The sequence below is a fragment of the Pectobacterium quasiaquaticum genome (assembly GCF_014946775.2).
Lineage (GTDB): Bacteria > Pseudomonadota > Gammaproteobacteria > Enterobacterales > Enterobacteriaceae > Pectobacterium > Pectobacterium aquaticum.
Genome location: NZ_CP065177.1, coordinates 378382 through 397348 on the forward strand (window position 1 = coordinate 378382; position 18967 = coordinate 397348).

At 53.6% G+C, this 18967-nt stretch carries 13 protein-coding genes; 6 read left to right on the plus strand and 7 right to left on the minus strand.

All coding sequences use genetic code 11. The annotated features are described in order from the left end of the window. Positions 1–17 precede the first annotated feature (17 nt). From IG609_RS01800 to gltB, 3 genes are all read right to left on the minus strand, one after another. Positions 18–791: a (S)-acetoin forming diacetyl reductase gene (locus tag IG609_RS01800; protein WP_102117097.1), complete on the minus strand. Its 774-nt coding sequence runs from the start codon at positions 789–791 to the stop codon at positions 18–20. 257 nt (positions 792–1048) lie between these two features. Next, positions 1049–2467: a glutamate synthase small subunit gene (locus tag IG609_RS01805; RefSeq protein WP_039507277.1), complete on the minus strand. Its 1419-nt coding sequence runs from the start codon at positions 2465–2467 to the stop codon at positions 1049–1051. 9 nt (positions 2468–2476) lie between these two features. Continuing rightward, on the minus strand, positions 2477–6937 hold the full coding sequence (gene gltB, locus IG609_RS01810; protein ID WP_193397181.1) for a glutamate synthase large subunit: 4461 nt from the start codon (positions 6935–6937) through the stop codon (positions 2477–2479). Between the two features lie 651 nt (positions 6938–7588). On the opposite strand from gltB, the gene mnmL reads away from it, so the two are divergent. The 5 genes from mnmL to IG609_RS01835 all read left to right on the plus strand — a co-directional run bounded on the left by mnmL (position 7589) and on the right by IG609_RS01835 (position 14295). Beyond that, complete coding sequence (mnmL, locus tag IG609_RS01815) at positions 7589–8518, plus strand: tRNA modification radical SAM protein MnmL/YtqA (RefSeq protein WP_102117099.1); 930 nt, start codon at positions 7589–7591, stop codon at positions 8516–8518. 119 nt (positions 8519–8637) lie between these two features. Beyond that, entirely contained in the window at positions 8638–11007 is a 2370-nt protein-coding gene (gene arcB, locus IG609_RS01820) for an aerobic respiration two-component sensor histidine kinase ArcB (protein WP_193397180.1), read from the plus strand. Positions 11008–11525: 518 nt separating this feature from the next. Beyond that, positions 11526–12179: an isoprenoid biosynthesis glyoxalase ElbB gene (gene elbB, locus IG609_RS01825; protein WP_193397225.1), complete on the plus strand. Its 654-nt coding sequence runs from the start codon at positions 11526–11528 to the stop codon at positions 12177–12179. Further along, positions 12176–12910 (plus strand): monofunctional biosynthetic peptidoglycan transglycosylase, encoded by a 735-nt coding sequence (mtgA, locus tag IG609_RS01830; RefSeq protein WP_193397179.1) that lies wholly within the window; start codon positions 12176–12178, stop codon positions 12908–12910. The genes elbB and mtgA overlap by 4 nt, the downstream gene beginning before the upstream one ends. Positions 12911–12999: 89 nt before the next feature. Next, positions 13000–14295, plus strand: a complete 1296-nt coding sequence (locus IG609_RS01835) for an alginate lyase family protein (RefSeq protein ID WP_193397178.1) — start codon at positions 13000–13002, stop codon at positions 14293–14295. Between the two features lie 117 nt (positions 14296–14412). On the opposite strand, the gene dolP is transcribed toward IG609_RS01835, so the two are convergent. Genes dolP through IG609_RS01855 form a run of 4 tightly spaced genes read right to left on the minus strand, consistent with a single transcriptional unit; the run spans position 14413 to position 18000 of the window. Further along, positions 14413–14985, minus strand: a complete 573-nt coding sequence (gene dolP, locus IG609_RS01840) for a division/outer membrane stress-associated lipid-binding lipoprotein (RefSeq protein WP_102117104.1) — start codon at positions 14983–14985, stop codon at positions 14413–14415. Positions 14986–14996: 11 nt separating this feature from the next. Next, positions 14997–15587 (minus strand): DnaA initiator-associating protein DiaA, encoded by a 591-nt coding sequence (gene diaA, locus IG609_RS01845; RefSeq protein ID WP_005975525.1) that lies wholly within the window; start codon positions 15585–15587, stop codon positions 14997–14999. Positions 15588–15628: 41 nt separating this feature from the next. Continuing rightward, positions 15629–15985, minus strand: a complete 357-nt coding sequence (locus tag IG609_RS01850) for a YraN family protein (protein WP_193397224.1) — start codon at positions 15983–15985, stop codon at positions 15629–15631. After that, entirely contained in the window at positions 15982–18000 is a 2019-nt protein-coding gene (locus IG609_RS01855) for a penicillin-binding protein activator (RefSeq protein WP_193397177.1), read from the minus strand. Before IG609_RS01855 ends, IG609_RS01850 begins: the two co-directional genes overlap by 4 nt. A 63-nt stretch (positions 18001–18063) precedes the next feature. Between IG609_RS01855 and rsmI the strand changes: the two genes are divergently transcribed. Then, positions 18064–18951 (plus strand): 16S rRNA (cytidine(1402)-2'-O)-methyltransferase, encoded by an 888-nt coding sequence (gene rsmI / locus IG609_RS01860; RefSeq protein ID WP_039470360.1) that lies wholly within the window; start codon positions 18064–18066, stop codon positions 18949–18951. The last annotated feature ends 16 nt before the right edge of the window (positions 18952–18967 follow it).

Sequence of the window (18967 nt, forward strand, 5' to 3'; positions counted from 1 at the left end):
GTTCGCTGAATATATGGTTAACTGAACACCATTCCGCCATCAATCAATAGCGATTGTCCCGTCATATAGTCGGAATCGTGGCTGGCCAGATAGGACACGCAGGCAGCGACATCTTCCGGTTCGGAAAGGCGGCCCAGCGTGATGCGTTTGGCGAATTCTTCCGTCGCATAGCCACGCGGTTTTCCTGCGGATTCAGAGATCTTCCGATCGATTTCATCCCACATTGGCGTTTTTACGATACCCGGACAGTAACCATTGACCGTGATGCCCAGCGGTGCTAAATCGCGCGCGGCAGTTTGCGTTAAGCCACGAACTGCGAATTTACTTGAGCTGTAGACGGCGAGTTCAGGGTTGCCCACATGCCCAGCCTGAGAACAGGCATTGATGATTTTGCCGCCGTGACCCAGAGATTTGAAGGCATCTAGCGCAGCCTGAATGCCCCAGATAACGCCTTTGACGTTAATGTTATAAACGCGATCGACGATTTCTGGCGTGATGTCTTCAATCAGGGTTGATGGAGCAATGCCAGCGTTATTAACGATGACGTTAAAGTCACCAAAGCGCTCTTTGGTTGCGGCGACAGCAGCAAAAACCGCCTCACGATCTGCGACGTCCGCCTGTAGTGCGATGGCCTGTCCGCCGGATTTTTCGATTTCCTGCGCCACGTTGTGTGCGGTTTCTTGGTTATAGTCCACGATAGCGACGGCAAAACCGTCTGCCGCCAGTCTGAGAGCAATAGCGCGGCCAATACCTTGGCCGGCCCCTGTTACAAGAGCCACTTCGACTGCCATACTTTCCTCCTTAATGAAATCCCATCTCAATAAAGACAAATCAATGTAGGAGGTAAGTGTAGGTCTTTAACGTGATATTGCAGGATTTATTACGAAAGGTTCTTTATAACCCAGTGGAAAGATGAAGTTTTTATTAGTCAATCTGGTGTGATATTCCGCAGAGGGAAATATAGAGCTGATTACTATCGGAACTGCAATTTCAGATCACGACGAAAAAAAGGGCAGCTAGCGCTGCCCTCAAGAGACGAAATGTGTTTCTACACTTCCAGATAGTTCATGATGCCGTCAGCGGCCTTACGACCTTCAGCGATAGCCGTAACTACCAGATCGGAACCGCGAACTGCATCGCCACCCGCAAAAATTTTCGGGTTGCTGGTCTGGAAGGCGTTATCGCAACTTTCTGGTGCGACAATACGACCTTGGTCGTCCAGCTTGACGTCATGTTCTGCCAGCCACGCCATTTTGTGCGGACGGAAACCGAACGCCATGATGACCGCATCGGCTTCCAGAACGTGCTCGGAGCCCTCTACGATTTCAGGACGACGACGGCCGTTGGCATCTGGTGCGCCTAGCGCAGTACGCGCCATTTTCACACCGCACACTTTGCCCGCGCCATTGATCTCGACGCTTAACGGTTGCAGGTTGAATTTGAACTCGACGCCTTCTTCACGCGCATTTTTCACTTCGCGTTTAGAACCCGGCATGTTCTCTTCATCACGACGATAGGCACAGGTAACGTGCGTTGCACCCTGACGAATCGAGGTACGCACGCAGTCCATCGCGGTGTCACCACCGCCCAGTACCACAACGCGTTTACCTTGCATGCTGACGTAAGGCTCGTCAACAGCGGCTTCAAAGCCCATCAACTGCTTAGTGTTGGCAATCAGGAACGGCAGCGCATCGTAGACACCCTGAGCGTCTTCATTGTCCAATCCGCCACGCATAGACTGATAGGTACCGACGCCGAGGAATACCGCATCGTACTCGTCCAGCAGCGCTTTCATCTGCACGTCTTTGCCGACTTCGGTATTCAGACGGAATTCGATGCCCATCTCGGTGAAGATCTCACGACGTTTCACCATCACTTCTTTTTCCAGCTTGAAAGAAGGGATACCGAAGGTCAACAGACCACCGATCTCAGGGTGACGATCGAAGACGACAGCTTGTACGCCACTGCGTGCCAGTACGTCGGCACACGCTAGTCCTGCTGGGCCCGCGCCAATGATGGCGACGCGTTTGCCGGTTGGTTTGACGTTGGCAACGCTTGGCTTCCAGCCCATCTCTATCGCTTTATCATTGATGTAGCGTTCGATGTTGCCGATGGTGACCGCGCCGAATTCATCATTCAGCGTACAAGACCCTTCACACAGACGATCCTGCGGGCATACGCGACCGCAGACTTCCGGCAGGCTGTTGGTCTGGTGCGATAACTCGGCCGCTTCGATAATGCGGCCTTCGTTCGCCAGCTTCAGCCAGTTCGGGATGTAGTTATGTACCGGACACTTCCACTCACAGTAAGGGTTACCGCACGCCAGGCAGCGGTCTGCCTGGGCTTTGGACTGGCTTTCTGAGAACGGCTCGTAGATCTCAACAAATTCAATTTTACGAATCTTCAGCGGTTTCTTGGGCGGATCAACGCGCTGTAAGTCGATAAACTGGTAAACATTCTGACTCATGATGACCTCTTACTGCGCCTGAACCCGCAGCTCGGCTGCGGAACGACTACGGTGACCCAACAATGCCTTCACATCACTTGACTTCGGTTTCACCAGAGCAAATTTCGGTGCCCAGGTCGGCCAGTTAGCGAGGATCTCTTCTCCGCGGTGTGAACCGGTATTCTGCACGTGCTCGGTGATCAGGCCACGAAGGTGTTCTTCATGAATAGCCAGTTCTTCGACATCCAGCACTTCCACCAGTTCCGGGTTAACGCGTTTGCGGAATTCACCGTCTTCATCCAGCACGTAGGCGAATCCACCGGTCATCCCTGCGCCAAAGTTCACGCCAGTACGGCCCAGCACGCAGACGATACCGCCCGTCATGTATTCACAGCCGTTATCACCGATGCCTTCTACCACGGTGATACAGCCGGAGTTACGTACGGCGAAACGCTCACCTGCACGGCCTGCGGCAAACAGTTTACCGCCGGTAGCGCCGTAGAGGCAGGTGTTACCGATGATGCTGGCCTCGTGGCTGCGGAAGGCTGAACCCACCGGAGGACGTACGGAAATGCTGCCGCCTGCCATGCCTTTGCCCACGTAGTCGTTGGCATCGCCGATTAATTTCAGTTCTAGGCCGCCTGCGTTCCAGACGCCAAAGCTCTGCCCTGCGGTACCAGAGAAGTGCACTTTAATTGGATCGCCAGCCAGACCTTGATCGCCATGTTTCTCGGCAATTGCGCCAGACAGCGTCGCGCCGACGGAGCGATCGGTGTTGCGGATATCGAAGTAGAGCGCTTTGCCCTGTTTCGCATCAAGGTGCGGCTGTGCCTGTGCCAGAAGCTCTTTGTTCAATAAGCCTTTATCGAACGACAGATTGCTTTCCGTGCAGTACAGCGCTTTGCCCGGCTGAGGCTGTGCGGCGTACAGCAGCGGCGACAGATCCAGCTTGTTCTGTTTCGCAGTGAAACCGTCCAGCTCGACCAGCAAGTCGGTACGGCCAATCAGGTCCACCAGACGGCTGACGCCCAATTCTGCCATCAGCACGCGAGTTTCATGCGCGATGAAGTGGAAGTAGTTAGCTACACGTTCAGGCAGGCCGTGGTAATGATCGCGGCGCAGCTTCTCATCCTGCGTTGCAACGCCTGTTGCACAGTTATTCAGGTGACAAATACGCAGGTATTTACAGCCCAGCGCAACCATCGGTCCGGTGCCGAAACCGAAGCTTTCTGCGCCCAGAATCGCCGCTTTGACGATATCCAGACCGGTTTTCAAGCCACCGTCCACCTGAAGGCGGATTTTGTGGCGTAGGCCGTTGGAGACCAAAGCCTGTTGCGTTTCAACCAGACCCAACTCCCACGGGCAACCCGCGTATTTCACGGAGGACAGCGGGCTAGCGCCAGTACCACCGTCGTAACCGGCGATGGTGATCAGGTCGGCATACGCCTTGGCAACGCCCGTCGCGATAGTGCCAACGCCCGGCTCGGACACCAGTTTTACCGAAATCATCGCTTTCGGGTTGACTTGTTTCAGATCGAAAATCAGCTGTGCCAGATCTTCGATAGAGTAAATATCGTGGTGCGGCGGTGGTGAAATCAGCGTCACGCCAGGGACGGAATAACGCAGACGAGCAATGTACGGCGTGACTTTATCACCCGGTAACTGACCCCCTTCGCCCGGCTTCGCGCCCTGCGCCACTTTAATCTGAATCACATCGGCGTTAACCAGATAGGCTGGTGTCACACCAAAGCGACCAGAAGCAACCTGCTTGATACGGGACACTTTATTGGTACCGTAACGTGCGGGATCTTCGCCGCCTTCACCGGAGTTGGAGAAACCGCCCAGTCCGTTCATCGCCTCAGCCAGCGATTCATGGGCCTCGGGGCTGAGTGCACCGATGGACATGGCTGCGGTATCGAAGCGTTTGAACATTTCAGAGGCCGGTTCAACGCTGTCGATCGCGATAGCCGCGCCCTCTTGTGGTTTCAGTGCCAGCAGGTCGCGTAAGGTCGCTGCTGGGCGCTCGTTAACCAGTTTGGCGTATTGCTCATAATCGCTGTACTCCCCAGTTTTCACTGCGGTTTGCAGCGTAGTGACCACATCTGGGTTGTAGGCATGGTATTCGCCGCCGTGAACAAATTTCAGCAGGCCGCCTTGTTCCAGCGTTTTACGTTTCAGCCAGGCACGCTTGGACAGGTTCAACAGATCCTGTTCGAAGTCGCTGTAGTTTGCCCCGCCGATGCGGCTGACAACGCCTAGGAAGCATTGCGTCGACACATCTTTATGCAGACCCACGGCTTCAAACAGTTTGGAACAACGATAAGACGCAATCGTCGAGATGCCCATTTTGGACATAATCTTGTACAGGCCTTTATTGATGCCGTTACGGTAGTTCAGCATCACGGCACGATAAGGTTTGTCGATGGTGTGGTTATCGACCATCCGCGCCAGCGTTTCGTAGGCAAGGTAAGGGTAGATAGCCGTCGCACCAAAGCCTAACAGTACGGCAAAGTGGTGCGGGTCGCGTGCACTGGCGGTTTCAACAATGATGTTGGCATCACAGCGCAAGCTCTTTTCGACCAGACGGCGCTGAACGGCACCCACGGCCATCGGCGCAGGGACGGGCAAGCGTGACTCGCTAATGCCACGGTCGGACAGCACCAGCAGAACGGCACCGTCTCTGACTTTACTTTCTGCTTCGTCACACAGCTTTTCGATCGTCTGTTGCAGCGTTTGCTGTGACGGATCAAACGTCAGGTTCAGCGTGACGGCACGATAGTGCAGCTCATCTTGTGAGGTCAACTGGGTGAAGTCGGAGTAAAGCAGGATCGGTGATTTAAAGCTCAGGCGGTGGGCCTGACCTTCCGCTTCACAGAACACGTTCATTTCACGACCAATACTGGTCGCCAGTGACATGACATGTGCTTCACGCAGCGGGTCGATCGGCGGGTTGGTTACCTGCGCGAACTGCTGACGGAAGTAGTCATAAATGATGCGTGGACGGCTGGACAGCACGGCGAACGGCGTGTCATCGCCCATCGACCCCGTGGCTTCCTGACCGTTCTCGCCCAGCACGCGGATGACCTGATCCAGCTCTTCGCTGCTGTAACCGTACTGTTTCTGGAAGGTCTCCAGCAGCTCATCGTTGAATTCACGGCTGCCGACCTGATCGTCTGGCAGCTCTTCAAACGGCACCAGACGCTTAACGTTTTTCTCCATCCACTCTTTGTAAGGGTGGCGGCTTTTCAAATCGTCATCGGTTTCGGCTGAGTGCAGGATGCGGCCGCTGCGGGTGTCGATCACCATCAGTTCGCCCGGACCGACGCGGCCTTTTTCAACCACTTCGTCCGGCTGGTAATCCCAGATACCGACTTCAGAAGCACAGGTGATCAGCTTGTCTTTGGTGATGACGTAGCGCGCAGGGCGCAGGCCGTTACGATCCAGGTTACAGGCGGCATAGCGCCCATCGGACATCACGATACCGGCTGGGCCATCCCACGGCTCCATGTGCATGGAGTTAAAGTCGAAGAAGGCGCGCAGTTCAGGATCCATATCTGGGTTGTTCTGCCAAGCTGGCGGAACGAGCAGACGCATAGCACGGATGATATCCATCCCGCCGCTCAGGAACAGTTCCAGCATGTTATCTAGTGAGCTGGAGTCAGAGCCGGTTTCGTTGACGAACGGCGCGGCATCCTGCAAATCTGGAATCAGCGGCGTTTTGAACTTGTAAGCACGCGCGCGAGCCCACTGGCGGTTACCCGCGATGGTGTTGATCTCGCCGTTGTGCGCCAGATAGCGGAACGGCTGCGCCAGCGGCCAGCGTGGAACGGTGTTGGTTGAGAAGCGCTGGTGGAACAGGCAAATTGCCGACTCCAGACGCAGATCGGCCAGATCGAGGTAGAAGCGCGGTAGATCCGCCGGCATGCACAGACCTTTGTAGATCGTGACCAGATTAGAGAAGCTACAAACGTAGAACTCTTTATCTTCAATGCGCTTTTCGATACGGCGACGCGCCATGAACAGGCGACGTTCCATATCACGTTGACGCCAGCCTGCCGGGGCATTAACGAAAATTTGCTCAATACGCGGCATGGACGACAGGGCAATTTCCCCCAATACATCCGGGTTGGTCGGAACTTCACGCCAGCCGAGTACGGACAGCGTTTCGTTCTGCAACTCTTCTTCTACAATCCGACGTGTGGCGCGAGCCAGCTCTTCGTCCTGATTGAGAAACATCATGCCAACGGCGTAGTTTTTGGCTAAACGCCAGCCGTGCTCTTCCGCCACGAGACGAAAGAAACGATCGGGCTTCTGAAGTAATAAACCGCAGCCGTCGCCAGTCTTGCCGTCAGCAAGGATTGCGCCACGGTGCTGCATGCGTGCGAGTGCGTGAATGGCAGTACGCACTACTTTATGGCTCGGCTCACCTTCTATATGGGCGATTAATCCGAAACCACAGTTATCTCTCTCTTGGGATGCATCGTACAACATGTTAGTGAACCTCCCCAGGCTCTGTGTGACTCTCACAACCTACTGCGAGAAAGCACCGTGGCGTTGAGCGACTAATATTACGCTCTCTTCTTCGGCCTCTCGTGACGGTCTCACAAGTGGTAAATGACTTGTTTTTAGAGGGAGTCTTCATTTACTGCATAAATATGACGAGTCGTGTGCCCGTCAGGAAAGCTTCCAGCGGATCCCCAAATTAACGAGAAAGCCTGTTCAGGTCAAATACCAGTGTAAAATGTGCTGATAAGCGATAGTTTTTAATTATACCTATGAAAGATAATGATTTTTTTAGAAAAACTATCTCGATAAATGAATATGGAGTTTAATTGAAGTGTGAGCTGTATCACTATACAAAAGCGTGAGAACCCTTCTCCATGCTATGTTCTTTCTACGTTGCAGCATATTATGCCAAATATGGTCACTTTTAGATTTTATGAAACTATTTTTAAGTGTTGCTTCATCTTTTCATTAAGCGAGCATGCGTGATAAGAAAAATTAATTAGCACTGACATGAGTTTATTTTCACTAAAAGCGAATAAAAATTCATTTCATTGGGATGTGTGTGATTGATCGCGGTCATCGCGAAGGGGGCGAGAGAAAGGTAGTCTGCTGTCCCTCAAGGGAGCAGGTTAGAATATGCAATTGCAAAAATTAATCAATATGTTTGGCGGAAATCTTCAACGTCGCTATGGCGAGAAGATCCACAAGCTGACGCTGCACGGCGGGTTTAACTGCCCAAACCGTGATGGCACGCTGGGGCGGGGCGGCTGCACGTTTTGTCATGTGGCCTCGTTTGCCGATGAGCAGATGCAGCAACGCAGCATCGCGCAGCAGTTGGAAGTGCAGGCGGGAAAGGTAAACCGAGCTAAACGTTATCTGGCCTATTTTCAGGCGTATACCAGCACCTATGCCGAGGTTCAGGTTCTGGAAAGCATGTATCAGGAAGCGTTGAAGCAGGCCGAAATGGTGGGGATTTGCGTGGGTACTCGCCCCGATTGCGTGCCCGATGCGGTACTGGATTTGCTGTCCCGCTATCATGAACAGGGTTACGAAGTCTGGCTGGAACTGGGGCTGCAAAGCGCGTGTGACAAAACGCTGCATCGTATTAATCGCGGCCATGATTTCGCCTGCTATCAGGAAACCACCCGCCGTGCGCGTGATCGCGGTCTGAAGGTGTGCAGCCATCTGATTGTGGGTTTACCGGGAGAAGATGCACAGCGCTGTTTATCGACGCTGGAGCAGGTTATCGAGACAGGCGTGGAAGGTATTAAGCTTCATCCTCTCCATATCGTGGAAGGCAGCACGATGGCGAAGGCCTGGCGAGCGGGAAGGCTGCCCGAGCTGGCGCTGGATCGCTACGTGGAGATAGCGGGAGAGATGATTCGCCATACGCCACCGGAGGTGATTTATCACCGCATTTCTGCCAGTGCTCGCCGCCCGACCCTATTGGCACCGCTCTGGTGTGAAAACCGCTGGACGGGCATGGTGGAGCTGGATCGCTATCTGCAAACGCAGGGTGTACAGGGTTCCGCGCTGGGTTCGCCTTACCGTTACGATGGGGCTTGATGTGTCAGAAGACACGGGCGGTAGACGCCGATATTTCATGCCGTGAATCTGCGTGGCGGCACCGTATACGTCGCCATTTTACGTTATGATGCGCGGGTGGGTGACTAAGGGAAATCGCTATGAAGCAAATTCGTCTGTTGGCGCAGTACTATGTTGATTTAATGGTAAAACTGGGGCTTGTCCGTTTTTCACTGCTGCTGGCCTCGGTATTGGTGCTGCTAGCGATGGTGGTGCAAATGGCCGTCACCCTGTTGCTCAGCGGGGAAGTCGAAAATATCGACGTCGTCCGCTCCATTTTCTTCGGGCTGTTGATTACGCCCTGGGCCGTTTATTTTCTCTCCGTGGTGGTGGAACAGCTTGAAGAGTCGCGTCAGCGGCTGGCTAAGCTGGTGGCGAAGCTGGAAGAAATGCGCCATCGGGATCTGGAGCTGAATGCGCAGCTTCAGGAAAACATCGCGCAGCTCAATCAGGAAATCGCTGACCGTATCAAAGCGGAAGAGGCGCGCGTGCTGGTGATGAGCCGACTCAAAGAAGAGATGTCCCACCGTGAACAGGCGCAGATTGAACTGGAGCAGCAATCTGCGCTGCTGCGTTCGTTCCTCGATGCCTCGCCGGATTTGGTTTACTACCGTAACGAAGAGAAAGAATTCTCCGGCTGTAACCGCGCAATGGAACTGCTGGTGGGTAAAAGCCAGAAGCAGCTTATTGGCCTGACGCCACAGGATGTTTACGCCCCCGATATTGCCGAGAAAGTGATGGAGACGGACGAAAAAGTGTTCCGCCACAACGTTTCTCTGACCTATGAACAATGGCTGGTGTATCCCGATGGCCGTAAAGCCTGTTTTGAGCTGCGCAAGGTGCCGTTTTATGACCGAATGGGCAAACGTCACGGGCTGATGGGTTTTGGACGCGATATCACGGAGCGTAAGCGTTACCAGGACGCGTTAGAGAACGCCAGTAGGGAGAAGACCACTTTTATCTCAACAATCAGCCACGAGCTTCGTACGCCGCTTAATGGCATTGTCGGGTTAAGTCGCATCCTGCTGGATACGCAACTCGACCCTGAACAGCAAAAATACCTGAAAACCATTCACGTCAGCGCGATCACGCTGGGCAATATCTTTAACGACGTGATTGAGATGGACAAACAGGAGCGCCGCAAGGTGCAACTGGATAATCAGCCGATTGATTTCACCGGTTTTCTGGTGGATCTGGAAAACCTCGGCGGCCTGCTGGCGGAACCGAAAGGCCTGAAGCTGATTATGGATCAGCATCAGCCTCTGCCGCAGAAAGTCATTACTGACGGCACGCGCCTGCGGCAGATTCTGTGGAACCTGCTTAGTAACGCGGTGAAATTCACGCCGAAGGGTGAGAACGGCAAAAAAGGCGAAATCGTGGTGCGCGTCTGGCATGAAAAAGGCGATCGCCTGCGCTTTGAAGTGGAAGATTCTGGGATGGGCATTCCGGCGGATGAGCTGGAAAAAATCTTCGCCATGTATTATCAGGTCAAAGACCAGCATGGTGGGAAGCCCGCAACGGGCACGGGAATCGGTCTGGCGGTGTCGAAGCGTCTGGCACAGAACATGGGGGGCGATATCCAGGTTTCCAGCACGCAAGGCAAGGGTTCCTGCTTCACCCTGACTGTGACGGCACCGAGCGTCGATGAAGCGGGAAGCGGTCTGGAAGACGACGATGATTTGCCGCTACCAGCGCTGCACGTTCTGCTGGTGGAGGATATTGAGCTCAACGTCGTGGTCGCGCGTTCGGTACTGGAAAAACTGGGTAATAGCGTGGATGTCGCCATGACTGGGCAGGAAGCGTTGGATATGTTCGATCCCGATGAGTTCGACCTGGTGCTGCTCGATATTCAACTGCCGGATATGACCGGTCTGGACGTGGCGCGTCAGTTGCGTTCACGCTATGGCAAACGCAGCATGCCGCCGCTGGTGGCGCTGACGGCGAACGTACTGAAAGATAAACGTGAATATCTGGATGCGGGTATGGACGACGTGCTCAGTAAGCCGCTGTCGGTGCCTGCGCTGACGGCTGTCATCAAACAGTTCTGGGACACGCATACGGTGTGGGCGGAAGAACCGGTGGTTGAGGAGGAGGATGACATGGCAAATGCAGAAGACGATCTGCTGGATATCCCGATGCTGGAACAGTATCTGGATTTGGTGGGGCCGAAATTGATCCACCAGAGTCTGGAGATGTTTGAACAGATGATGCCGGGCTATCTGGCAATTCTGGATTCCAACATGACGGCGCGCGACCAGAAAGGCATTACGGAAGAAGGGCACAAAATCAAGGGGGCGGCGGGTTCCGTTGGATTACGGCATCTGCAACAAGTCGCCCAGCAGATTCAGACCTCATCGCTACCGGCATGGTGGGATAACGTGCAGGAATGGGTTGATGAGCTGAAGCACGACTGGCGCCATGACGTTCAAGTACTGCGTGATTGGGTAGCAAAAGCAGAAAAAGAATCCTGATATGGATTGTTGCGTTGATACCGTCTATGGCGGCCACAGGGACGTGGCGAGCAAAACGGTTAGACAATTTTTTTCGTCTTACGCGGGTATCATGAAAAAAATGCAAAACGGCGTGAGATTAAGTGGTGTTTACGATTGAGTAAGGGTCGGGGATGCGAGGGATTTGCACGTTTTCATTCGGTAGAAAAAAATGACCCCGGCCGAAGCCGGGGTGCGCGAATTATGCGCCAACACCAGGGAAAACATGCACCTGCATTTAGATCTCAGGGTTTGTAAACTCGCAAGTGCGGATATTCGTGTCTTAACTATGTTCTTACTACCAACGTTTTTACTACCAACGTTCTTACTAGTACAACTTACAACAGCGACTAAAACCTCGTTACTGTACATCTTCGTCAAGCAACAAAATAGCAAATGTAGAAATCTTTGTTACAAGAATCATTAAAATGTGTGATGTAGATTAGTGTTTGTCAATTAAAAAATCAATTAGTTGATGTAATGAAACGAAGGAAAAGATGATGAAACGAGTCGGCATTGTCCTTAGTGGCTGTGGTGTTTATGACGGTTCCGAGATTCATGAAGCCGTGTTGACGTTACTTGCGCTGGATCGCGCGGGCGCGCAAGCGGTTTGCTTTGCGCCAGATAAACCACAATTACAGGTAGTTAATCACCTGACAGGTGACGTAACTGGTGAGAATCGCAACGTTTTAGCAGAATCAGCACGGATCGCCAGAGGAAAAATCCAGCCGCTTTCCACCGCGAATGCACAAGACTTAGATGCACTGATTGTGCCGGGTGGTTTTGGCGCGGCGAAAAATTTAAGTGACTTCGCGACGCAGGGAACGGCGTGTCAGATTGATGAAACGCTGCAATTGCTCACACAGGAAATTTATAAGCAAAATAAACCAATTGGTTTTATTTGCATCTCACCTGCGCTGCTACCGACGATTTTGGGTATTCCTGTTCGCGTAACCATTGGTAACGATATTGATACCGCTGAAGCCGTCGAAGAGATGGGCGGTATCCACGTGGTTTGTCCGGTCGATGATATCGTGGTCGATGCGGAACATAAAATCGTGACCACACCTGCCTATATGCTGGCTCATTCCATCAGCGAAGCGGCACAAGGCATTGATAAGCTCGTTGCTCGCGTGTTGGATCTCACCGAATGAGGTGGAACCGAGGGCATGGAGGCTTATTCACGTGGCTGAAGCGCCTGATTGTTCGGAGTGTTTTGGTTGTCATCGGAGCGTGGTTGGCTGGCATCCTGCTGTTTTCCTTCCTGCCTGTGCCGTTCTCTGCGGTGATGGTCGACAGGCAGATCAGCGCATGGCTGAAAGGCGAATTTTCCTACGTTGCCCATTCTGACTGGGTGGCTATGGAGGCGATTGCCCCTGAAATGGCGCTAGCGGTGATGGCGGCGGAAGATCAAAAATTCCCTCAGCACTGGGGCTTCGATCTTGATGCGATTGGTCAGGCATTGAAGCACAACGAGCGCAACACGCAGCGGATTCGAGGTGCCTCTACGCTCTCGCAGCAGGTGGTGAAGAACCTGTTTCTGTGGGATGGGCGTAGCTGGGTGCGCAAGGGGCTTGAGGCGGGTATTACCACCGGTGTTGAGCTGGTCTGGACGAAACGGCGGATTCTGACCGTGTATCTGAATATCGCCGAATTTGGCCCCGGCATCTTTGGCGTGGAAGCGGCCGCCAGACGTTATTTCAACAAGCCTGCCAGCAGGCTAACGGCAAGTGAATCCGCTTTGCTCGCGGCAGTGCTACCGAACCCCATTCGCTTTCGTGCGAATGCGCCCTCCGGCTATGTTATTCAACGCCAGCAGTGGATTTTGCGCCAGATGAGGCAGATGGGCGGCGACGCATTTTTGCGAGATAACGATCTGTTGTGAGATAACAATATGAATTAATTCGCCTTGTTCGTTTACTATACCGAGAAATTTTCGCGTTAAGGGTCGTGTTTTCGACATCAGGAGAAAGTATGCGGTTACGTTATTGGTCAGGTTTACTGGTTGCATTGTGTTGTGTGGCTTCCGTTGCCCGTGCGGACGCGGAGCCTAAAGCGTCATCCCCCGATAATCCCTACGCCTTCTTGCAGCAGTCTCAGCTATTCTCAGTAAAACAGCTGCTACAGCAGAAAACGGAAAAGCCGCAGACGCGAATGGCGTACGAGCAGCTTATTTCGGAAGCCGATCGCGCGCTGAAAATAAATAATCCCAGCGTGACGGAAAAGAAATCTACGCCACCCAGTGGTTCAAAGCATGATTATTTGAGCCTCAGCGCCTACTGGTGGCCCGATCCCGACAAAGCTGATGGTTTACCTTGGATTCGTCGTGATGGGCAGGTAAACCCTGCCAGTAAGGATGAGGAGACCGATGGGGTAAGACTGGCAAAATTCACTGCCCAAACGCAGGCGTTGACGCTAGCGTGGTACTTCTCTGGCAAACAGGCTTATGCCGACAAGGCCATGTCGATGATCCGTACCTGGTTTATCGACCCCGCTACGCGCATGAACCCTAACCTCGACTTCGCGCAGGGCGTGCCGGGCATTGCACCGGGCAGAAGCTCGGGCGTGCTGGACGGGCGTTATTTTTCCACCCGCATCGTCGATTCACTGATTATGCTGCGTCACGCTCCGGGCTGGACGGCGCAGGATGAACAGCAGATGCAGACATGGATGAGCGATTATCTGCACTGGTTACAAACCAGCAAGCTGGGGAAAAAAGAGGCTACAGCCCAGAACAACCATGGTAGTTGGTATACGGTACAGGTTGCGGGGATCGCCTGGTATCTGGGGAAAATCGACGTGGTGAAATCCATGGCGCAGTTACAGCGGGAAAAATTGGATCACCAACTGCAACCGGATGGTGCTCAGCCGGAAGAGCTGGCGCGTACCCGCTCTTTCCATTACAGCTACTTCAACCTTCAGGCGATAACGGATATGGCGATGCTAGCTTCCCGCGTCGGCGAAAATATCTGGCAGTACCACACGCCGAAGGGAAGCAGTGTGATAAAGGCGCTGGATTTTATGGCACCGTATCTGGATGAAAACAAGGCATGGCCGCGCAAAACGATGGACAGGCAAAGCAGCCGCTTGATTCCGCTGCTATTGCAGGCGGATCGTGGTTTGAAAACGCCGCGTTACCAGATGCAAATCAGGCAAGCGGGCTTTGCTGAATTGCTCACTGGGGAGGCGAGTGTGCGCGATAAAGAACCGAGTCATATCAGCGTTGAAACTCGCCGTGAGCTCTGGCTGCTTAATCCCGCTACGTCCTGATCTCAGCGGGTAAGATATGTGTCCCTGAACTGGGATAAAAAGTGCACAGATAAAAAAACCGCTGATGAAGGCATCAGCGGTTTTTTAAAAAGACAAAATATTAAAGAGATAACAGCGTTATTGCAGGTAGGTGAAGGCCGTCGTGACGTGCTTCACGCTGCCAACTTTACTGGCGATTTCTGCGGCGGAGGTGCCTTCACGCTGTGTCACCAGACCTAACAGGAAGACTTCACCGTTTTCCGTTGTGACTTTGACGTTAGAGGATTTAACCGTGTCGCTTGCCAGGATCTGCGAGCGAACTTTAGTGGTGATCCAGGTATCCATGGAGGCGGTTCCCATTGAAACTGGCGTACCTTGGCGTATTTCGTTGTAGACTTCGGCTGCGCCGTCCACGCCGAGGGCGATTTGCTTAGCTCGGCTTGCCATTTCTGTGCTCGGCGCTTGCCCCGTTAACAACACTTTCCCCTGATAAGCCGTTGCAACGATACGGGCATCCTTTTTCAACTGCTCGTCTTTGCTAATGGCATTCATCACTCGGACTTCCAGTGTGCCATCGTCAACCTGCGTGCCTACAGTACGCGGATCAGTGGCCGTTTTGGTTGCCACAGCACTACCAACAGCAACAACCCCGACACAGCCTTGTAGCAACAGGGCGACAGACAGCACGGCAAATGCAGAACTTATCCTCATGTAGTGCTCCTTCAATCGTTCTGGTGTGGAAAAAGTGTGTTATCAATTAAATCGCACAGGCAATTTACTGTCAGCATGTGCATTTCCTGAATACGAGCGCTGCGGTGTGATGGGATGCGAATCTCCACATCCTGCGGCCCGAGCAGCCCAGCCAGTTCTCCGCCATCGTAGCCTGTCAGGGCGACAATCGTCATGTCGCGGGTAACGGCAGACTCTACAGCTTTAACAATATCGCGGCTGTTGCCACGGGTTGAAATCGCCAGTAGTACGTCGCCAGCCTGACCTAATGCTCTGACTTGTTTGGCATAGACCTCTTCATGCAAGCGGTCATTCGCTATCGCAGTTAAGACCACATTATCCGCATTAAGTGCGATAGCCGGTAAGCTGGGGCGCTCTGCTTCAAAGCGGTTAATCATGCTGGCGGCAAAATGCTGCGAATTGGCTGCTGATGTTCCGTTACCGCAGCACAGAATTTTGTTGCCGTTTAGCAGAGACTGCACCATCGCAATCGCGCCACGGGAAATAGCGTCTGGCAAGGCTTCTGCCGCTGCAATCTGCGTTTGAATACTCTCGGTAAAACAAACTTTTATTCTATCCAGCACGTTGAGTTAACCTACGTAAATTGAAATTCATCAAGGATATATTATCCCTGTGCGGCAAAGGCGTTAGGGAGCCAGTCGAACTGTTCGCCTGTAATGGCCAGCACGTCAAAACGGCAATCCACCGTGTCAAAGCTGGCACCTCGCTGTGCCAACCACACGGCAGCGGCATGCAACAACCGCTGCTGTTTGCGTCGGGTGACGCTGGCTGCGGCATCACCAAACTGGGCGTTGCGCCGATAGCGCACTTCGACAAACACCCAAATATGGCGATCGCGCATGATCAAATCCAGTTCACCGCCGCGTAGCGTAACATTCGCCGCAGTGAAGGTCAGGCCCGCGCGTTCAAGATAACGCCGGGCCCGTTGTTCATACACTGCACCAGCCGCTCGCTGATTCAGAGCACAGGTACCAGTTGGCCCTGACGATATTGCTGCCAGGTGAGCTGCCGGTTGATGGTGCAATCTGGTCCTGAACTCAGCATGCCTGTCGCCCCAGGAATCTGGTGACCCGGAATCTGGCGCATTTCACCAAAGTGGCTGGCGAGCGCCCAGGCATCCATCCCCATCGCATACAGGCGGACTAACGAGTAATCGTTTTTAAACTGGCTGCTGACCTGCTGCATCAGTGCTGGGTTAGCGCCGGCTAACAGCGGGATATCGCTGAACTGCAACCCTTCCATTTCGAGGCGGAAGTCCGGCCCTAATCCGGCCTGGAAGCTACGTGAGCTGGCGTAGAGCGCTGGACGTGCGTGTGACGTGGTGCGCATATCGATCATCGGCTTAATCAGCGCCAACTCATCTGGCGTTGCGATGATATAGACCGCATCGGTATTGCCACTGACGGACGAACTGGACGTAGGCTGAACCTGAGAGGGAATGGTTAAGCCACCGATGGTGGTGCCTGGCTGTGCCTGCTGCTGCGACACGTTAACAGGCTGACCGCTCAGGCTTAAGCCCGCGCCGCTATTAATCGCCTGTTTTAACTCTGCCGTGTTGCCAAAGCGCTGTTGCAGAGCGCTGGTGCCGCTTTGCTGGTTCCAGGCCTGAGCGAATGCGTTAATGATACGGTCGCCCAGTGCGCCTCGGGGGGCTAGAACCAGCGGCTGCTGTTTACCCTGCTGATGGATAAATTTTGCCGCGTCTCGGGCTTCATCTTCTGGAGAGAGGGCGAAGTAGCAGATGTTAGCGCTATTTTCGACGTGTTCCGGCTGGTTCAACGCCAGAATATTCAGCGGTGACTGGCTGTTTGCCAACTGATCCACTTCATTTTTCAGCAACGGACCGATGACCAGCGAAGCGCCATCTTGCTGTGCCTGTGTGAGAATATTCGCCAGCGGTTGTGAAGACGTATCATACACTTTGACCGGGAGTGAGCTGGACAGCCCCGCGCTTGTCGCCTGTGCTTCCGGTGCAGGCGTCGGGGAGGCTAACACCTGACCGCTGTACGGCGCGGGCGATTGGGTACTCTGCCCCCCTGACGGAGGGGTAACCTGTTCGGTTTGCGTGGCATCCGATGGTGGTGCGACAGAGGCAGAGACGGCTGCGATGGCTATCTGACCGTTCTTTGCTGCGTTAAAACCTTGCTGGATGGCATTGGCGAAAACCTGCGCTTGACCATTGAGTGGCAACAGCAAGGCGATGCTGTTCACCGATGACTGCTGGTAGTTAATGACCTGATTCAACTGCGTAGGCAGCGTTTTTGTAGCCGGATGGTGCGGATAGCGGGTTTGCCAATCCTGAATCGCGCTCTTTAACTGATCGGGAGAAGTACGGTTATCCTGATAGTTATTAAGCAGATCGACCCAGCCTTGCAGCACATTTTCATTCGCATTAATCAGCAGCGAGTTCGACTCCTGTGACGACATTTGCGTCAATGCCAGCCAGGTTTGATCGAGGTTCATCTGATGCTCGTCGCCTTTCAGCAGCGGCTCTTGGGCGATATAGGCCCGCAGCAGCTCAATGGACGGACGACCTTGTGCTGTTTTGATTTGCGTCTGGTAGTAACGCTGCTTTTGCTGATCGGAAAGTGCACCCACATCAAGCTGGCTCAGCGCTGCTTTAGCCGCATCCCTATTGTTTTGGGCAACGGACAGTTCTGCACTGAGTAACTGCTGTTCTTGCTTTTGCGCTGCGCTTAATTTTTCTGGCAGTGCATTGAACTGCTGGCTTGCTTGAGGGGCTTTCCCTTCCTGTAACAGGGAACGAATAGCAAGTAATTGCCAGTCAGCCTTGTTATTATCGCTACTTTGCTGCATCTGTTGCAGATAATAATCGGATGATGCGTCGGCTTTGCCCTGAACCTCGGGTGGCGGGCTCTGCGGTGCATGACTTGGACAGCCTGCGAGAAACAGTGCCGCTAACAAAACAGGGATAACACGCCCTGCCTGGGTACGGACGAAATGAAAGGGAAGCATACTGTATCCAGTGATTTTTTTTAAAAAGATGCTCAATATTAAATCGGCAACCCGGATGAAACAATGAATCAAGACCAACAAGCAGACATTTCTGCATCTACCCTCTACATTGTCCCCACGCCAATCGGCAATCTGGGCGACATCACGCAGCGTGCGCTAGCGGTATTGGCGAGCGTTGATCTGATCGCCGCAGAGGATACCCGCCATACCGGTCTGCTGTTACAACATTTTGCGATTAATGCGCGGCTGTTCGCATTACACGATCATAACGAACAACAAAAAGCGGATGTGTTGCTGGCTAAATTGCAGTCAGGACAAAGCATCGCGCTGGTTTCCGATGCGGGCACGCCGCTGATTAATGACCCCGGCTACCATTTGGTTCGACGCTGCCGTGAAGCGGGCGTTCGCGTGGTGCCGTTGCCGGGTGCGTGCGCGGCGATAACGGCGCTCTCCGCGTCCGGTTTGGCGTCTGACCGTTTTTGCTATGAAGGTTTTTTGCCCGCCAAAACGAAAGGGCGTAAGGATAAGCTGCGTGAGCTAGGGGAAGAAACCCGCACGCTGATTTTCTACGAATCCACACATCGTCTTTTGGACAGCCTGCAGGATATCAGCGAAGTGCTGGGAGCCGAGCGCTACGTGGTGTTAGCGCGCGAAATCACCAAAACCTGGGAATCTATCCACGGCGCGCCCGTGGGCGAACTACTGGCTTGGGTGAAAGAAGATGAGAACCGCCGCAAAGGGGAAATGGTGCTGATTGTGGAAGGGCATCAGGTTGATGACAGCGCGCTGTCGGCGGAAGCGCTGCGCACGCTGACGCTATTGCGTGCTGAGCTGCCGCTGAAGAAAGCGGCTGCGCTGGCGGCTGAAATTCACGGCGTGAAGAAAAACGCGCTTTACCGCTACGGGCTGGAGCAAGAAGGCGATAGCGGTGAATCGGGGGATGACAAGTAGGGCGATTTGCCCTATC

What these genes read in the sequence shown, in the direction of transcription:
- IG609_RS01800 (WP_102117097.1), bottom strand. Translation starts at nt 791, where the DNA reads ATGGCAGTCGAAGTGGCTCTTGTAACAGGGGCCGGCCAAGGTATTGGC.
- IG609_RS01805 (WP_039507277.1), bottom strand. Translation starts at nt 2,467, where the DNA reads ATGAGTCAGAATGTTTACCAGTTTATCGACTTACAGCGCGTTGATCCG.
- gltB (WP_193397181.1), bottom strand. Translation starts at nt 6,937, where the DNA reads ATGTTGTACGATGCATCCCAAGAGAGAGATAACTGTGGTTTCGGATTA.
- mnmL (WP_102117099.1), top strand. Translation starts at nt 7,589, where the DNA reads ATGCAATTGCAAAAATTAATCAATATGTTTGGCGGAAATCTTCAACGT.
- arcB (WP_193397180.1), top strand. Translation starts at nt 8,638, where the DNA reads ATGAAGCAAATTCGTCTGTTGGCGCAGTACTATGTTGATTTAATGGTA.
- elbB (WP_193397225.1), top strand. Translation starts at nt 11,526, where the DNA reads ATGAAACGAGTCGGCATTGTCCTTAGTGGCTGTGGTGTTTATGACGGT.
- mtgA (WP_193397179.1), top strand. Translation starts at nt 12,176, where the DNA reads ATGAGGTGGAACCGAGGGCATGGAGGCTTATTCACGTGGCTGAAGCGC.
- IG609_RS01835 (WP_193397178.1), top strand. Translation starts at nt 13,000, where the DNA reads ATGCGGTTACGTTATTGGTCAGGTTTACTGGTTGCATTGTGTTGTGTG.
- dolP (WP_102117104.1), bottom strand. Translation starts at nt 14,985, where the DNA reads ATGAGGATAAGTTCTGCATTTGCCGTGCTGTCTGTCGCCCTGTTGCTA.
- IG609_RS01855 (WP_193397177.1), bottom strand. Translation starts at nt 18,000, where the DNA reads ATGCTTCCCTTTCATTTCGTCCGTACCCAGGCAGGGCGTGTTATCCCT.
- rsmI (WP_039470360.1), top strand. Translation starts at nt 18,064, where the DNA reads ATGAATCAAGACCAACAAGCAGACATTTCTGCATCTACCCTCTACATT.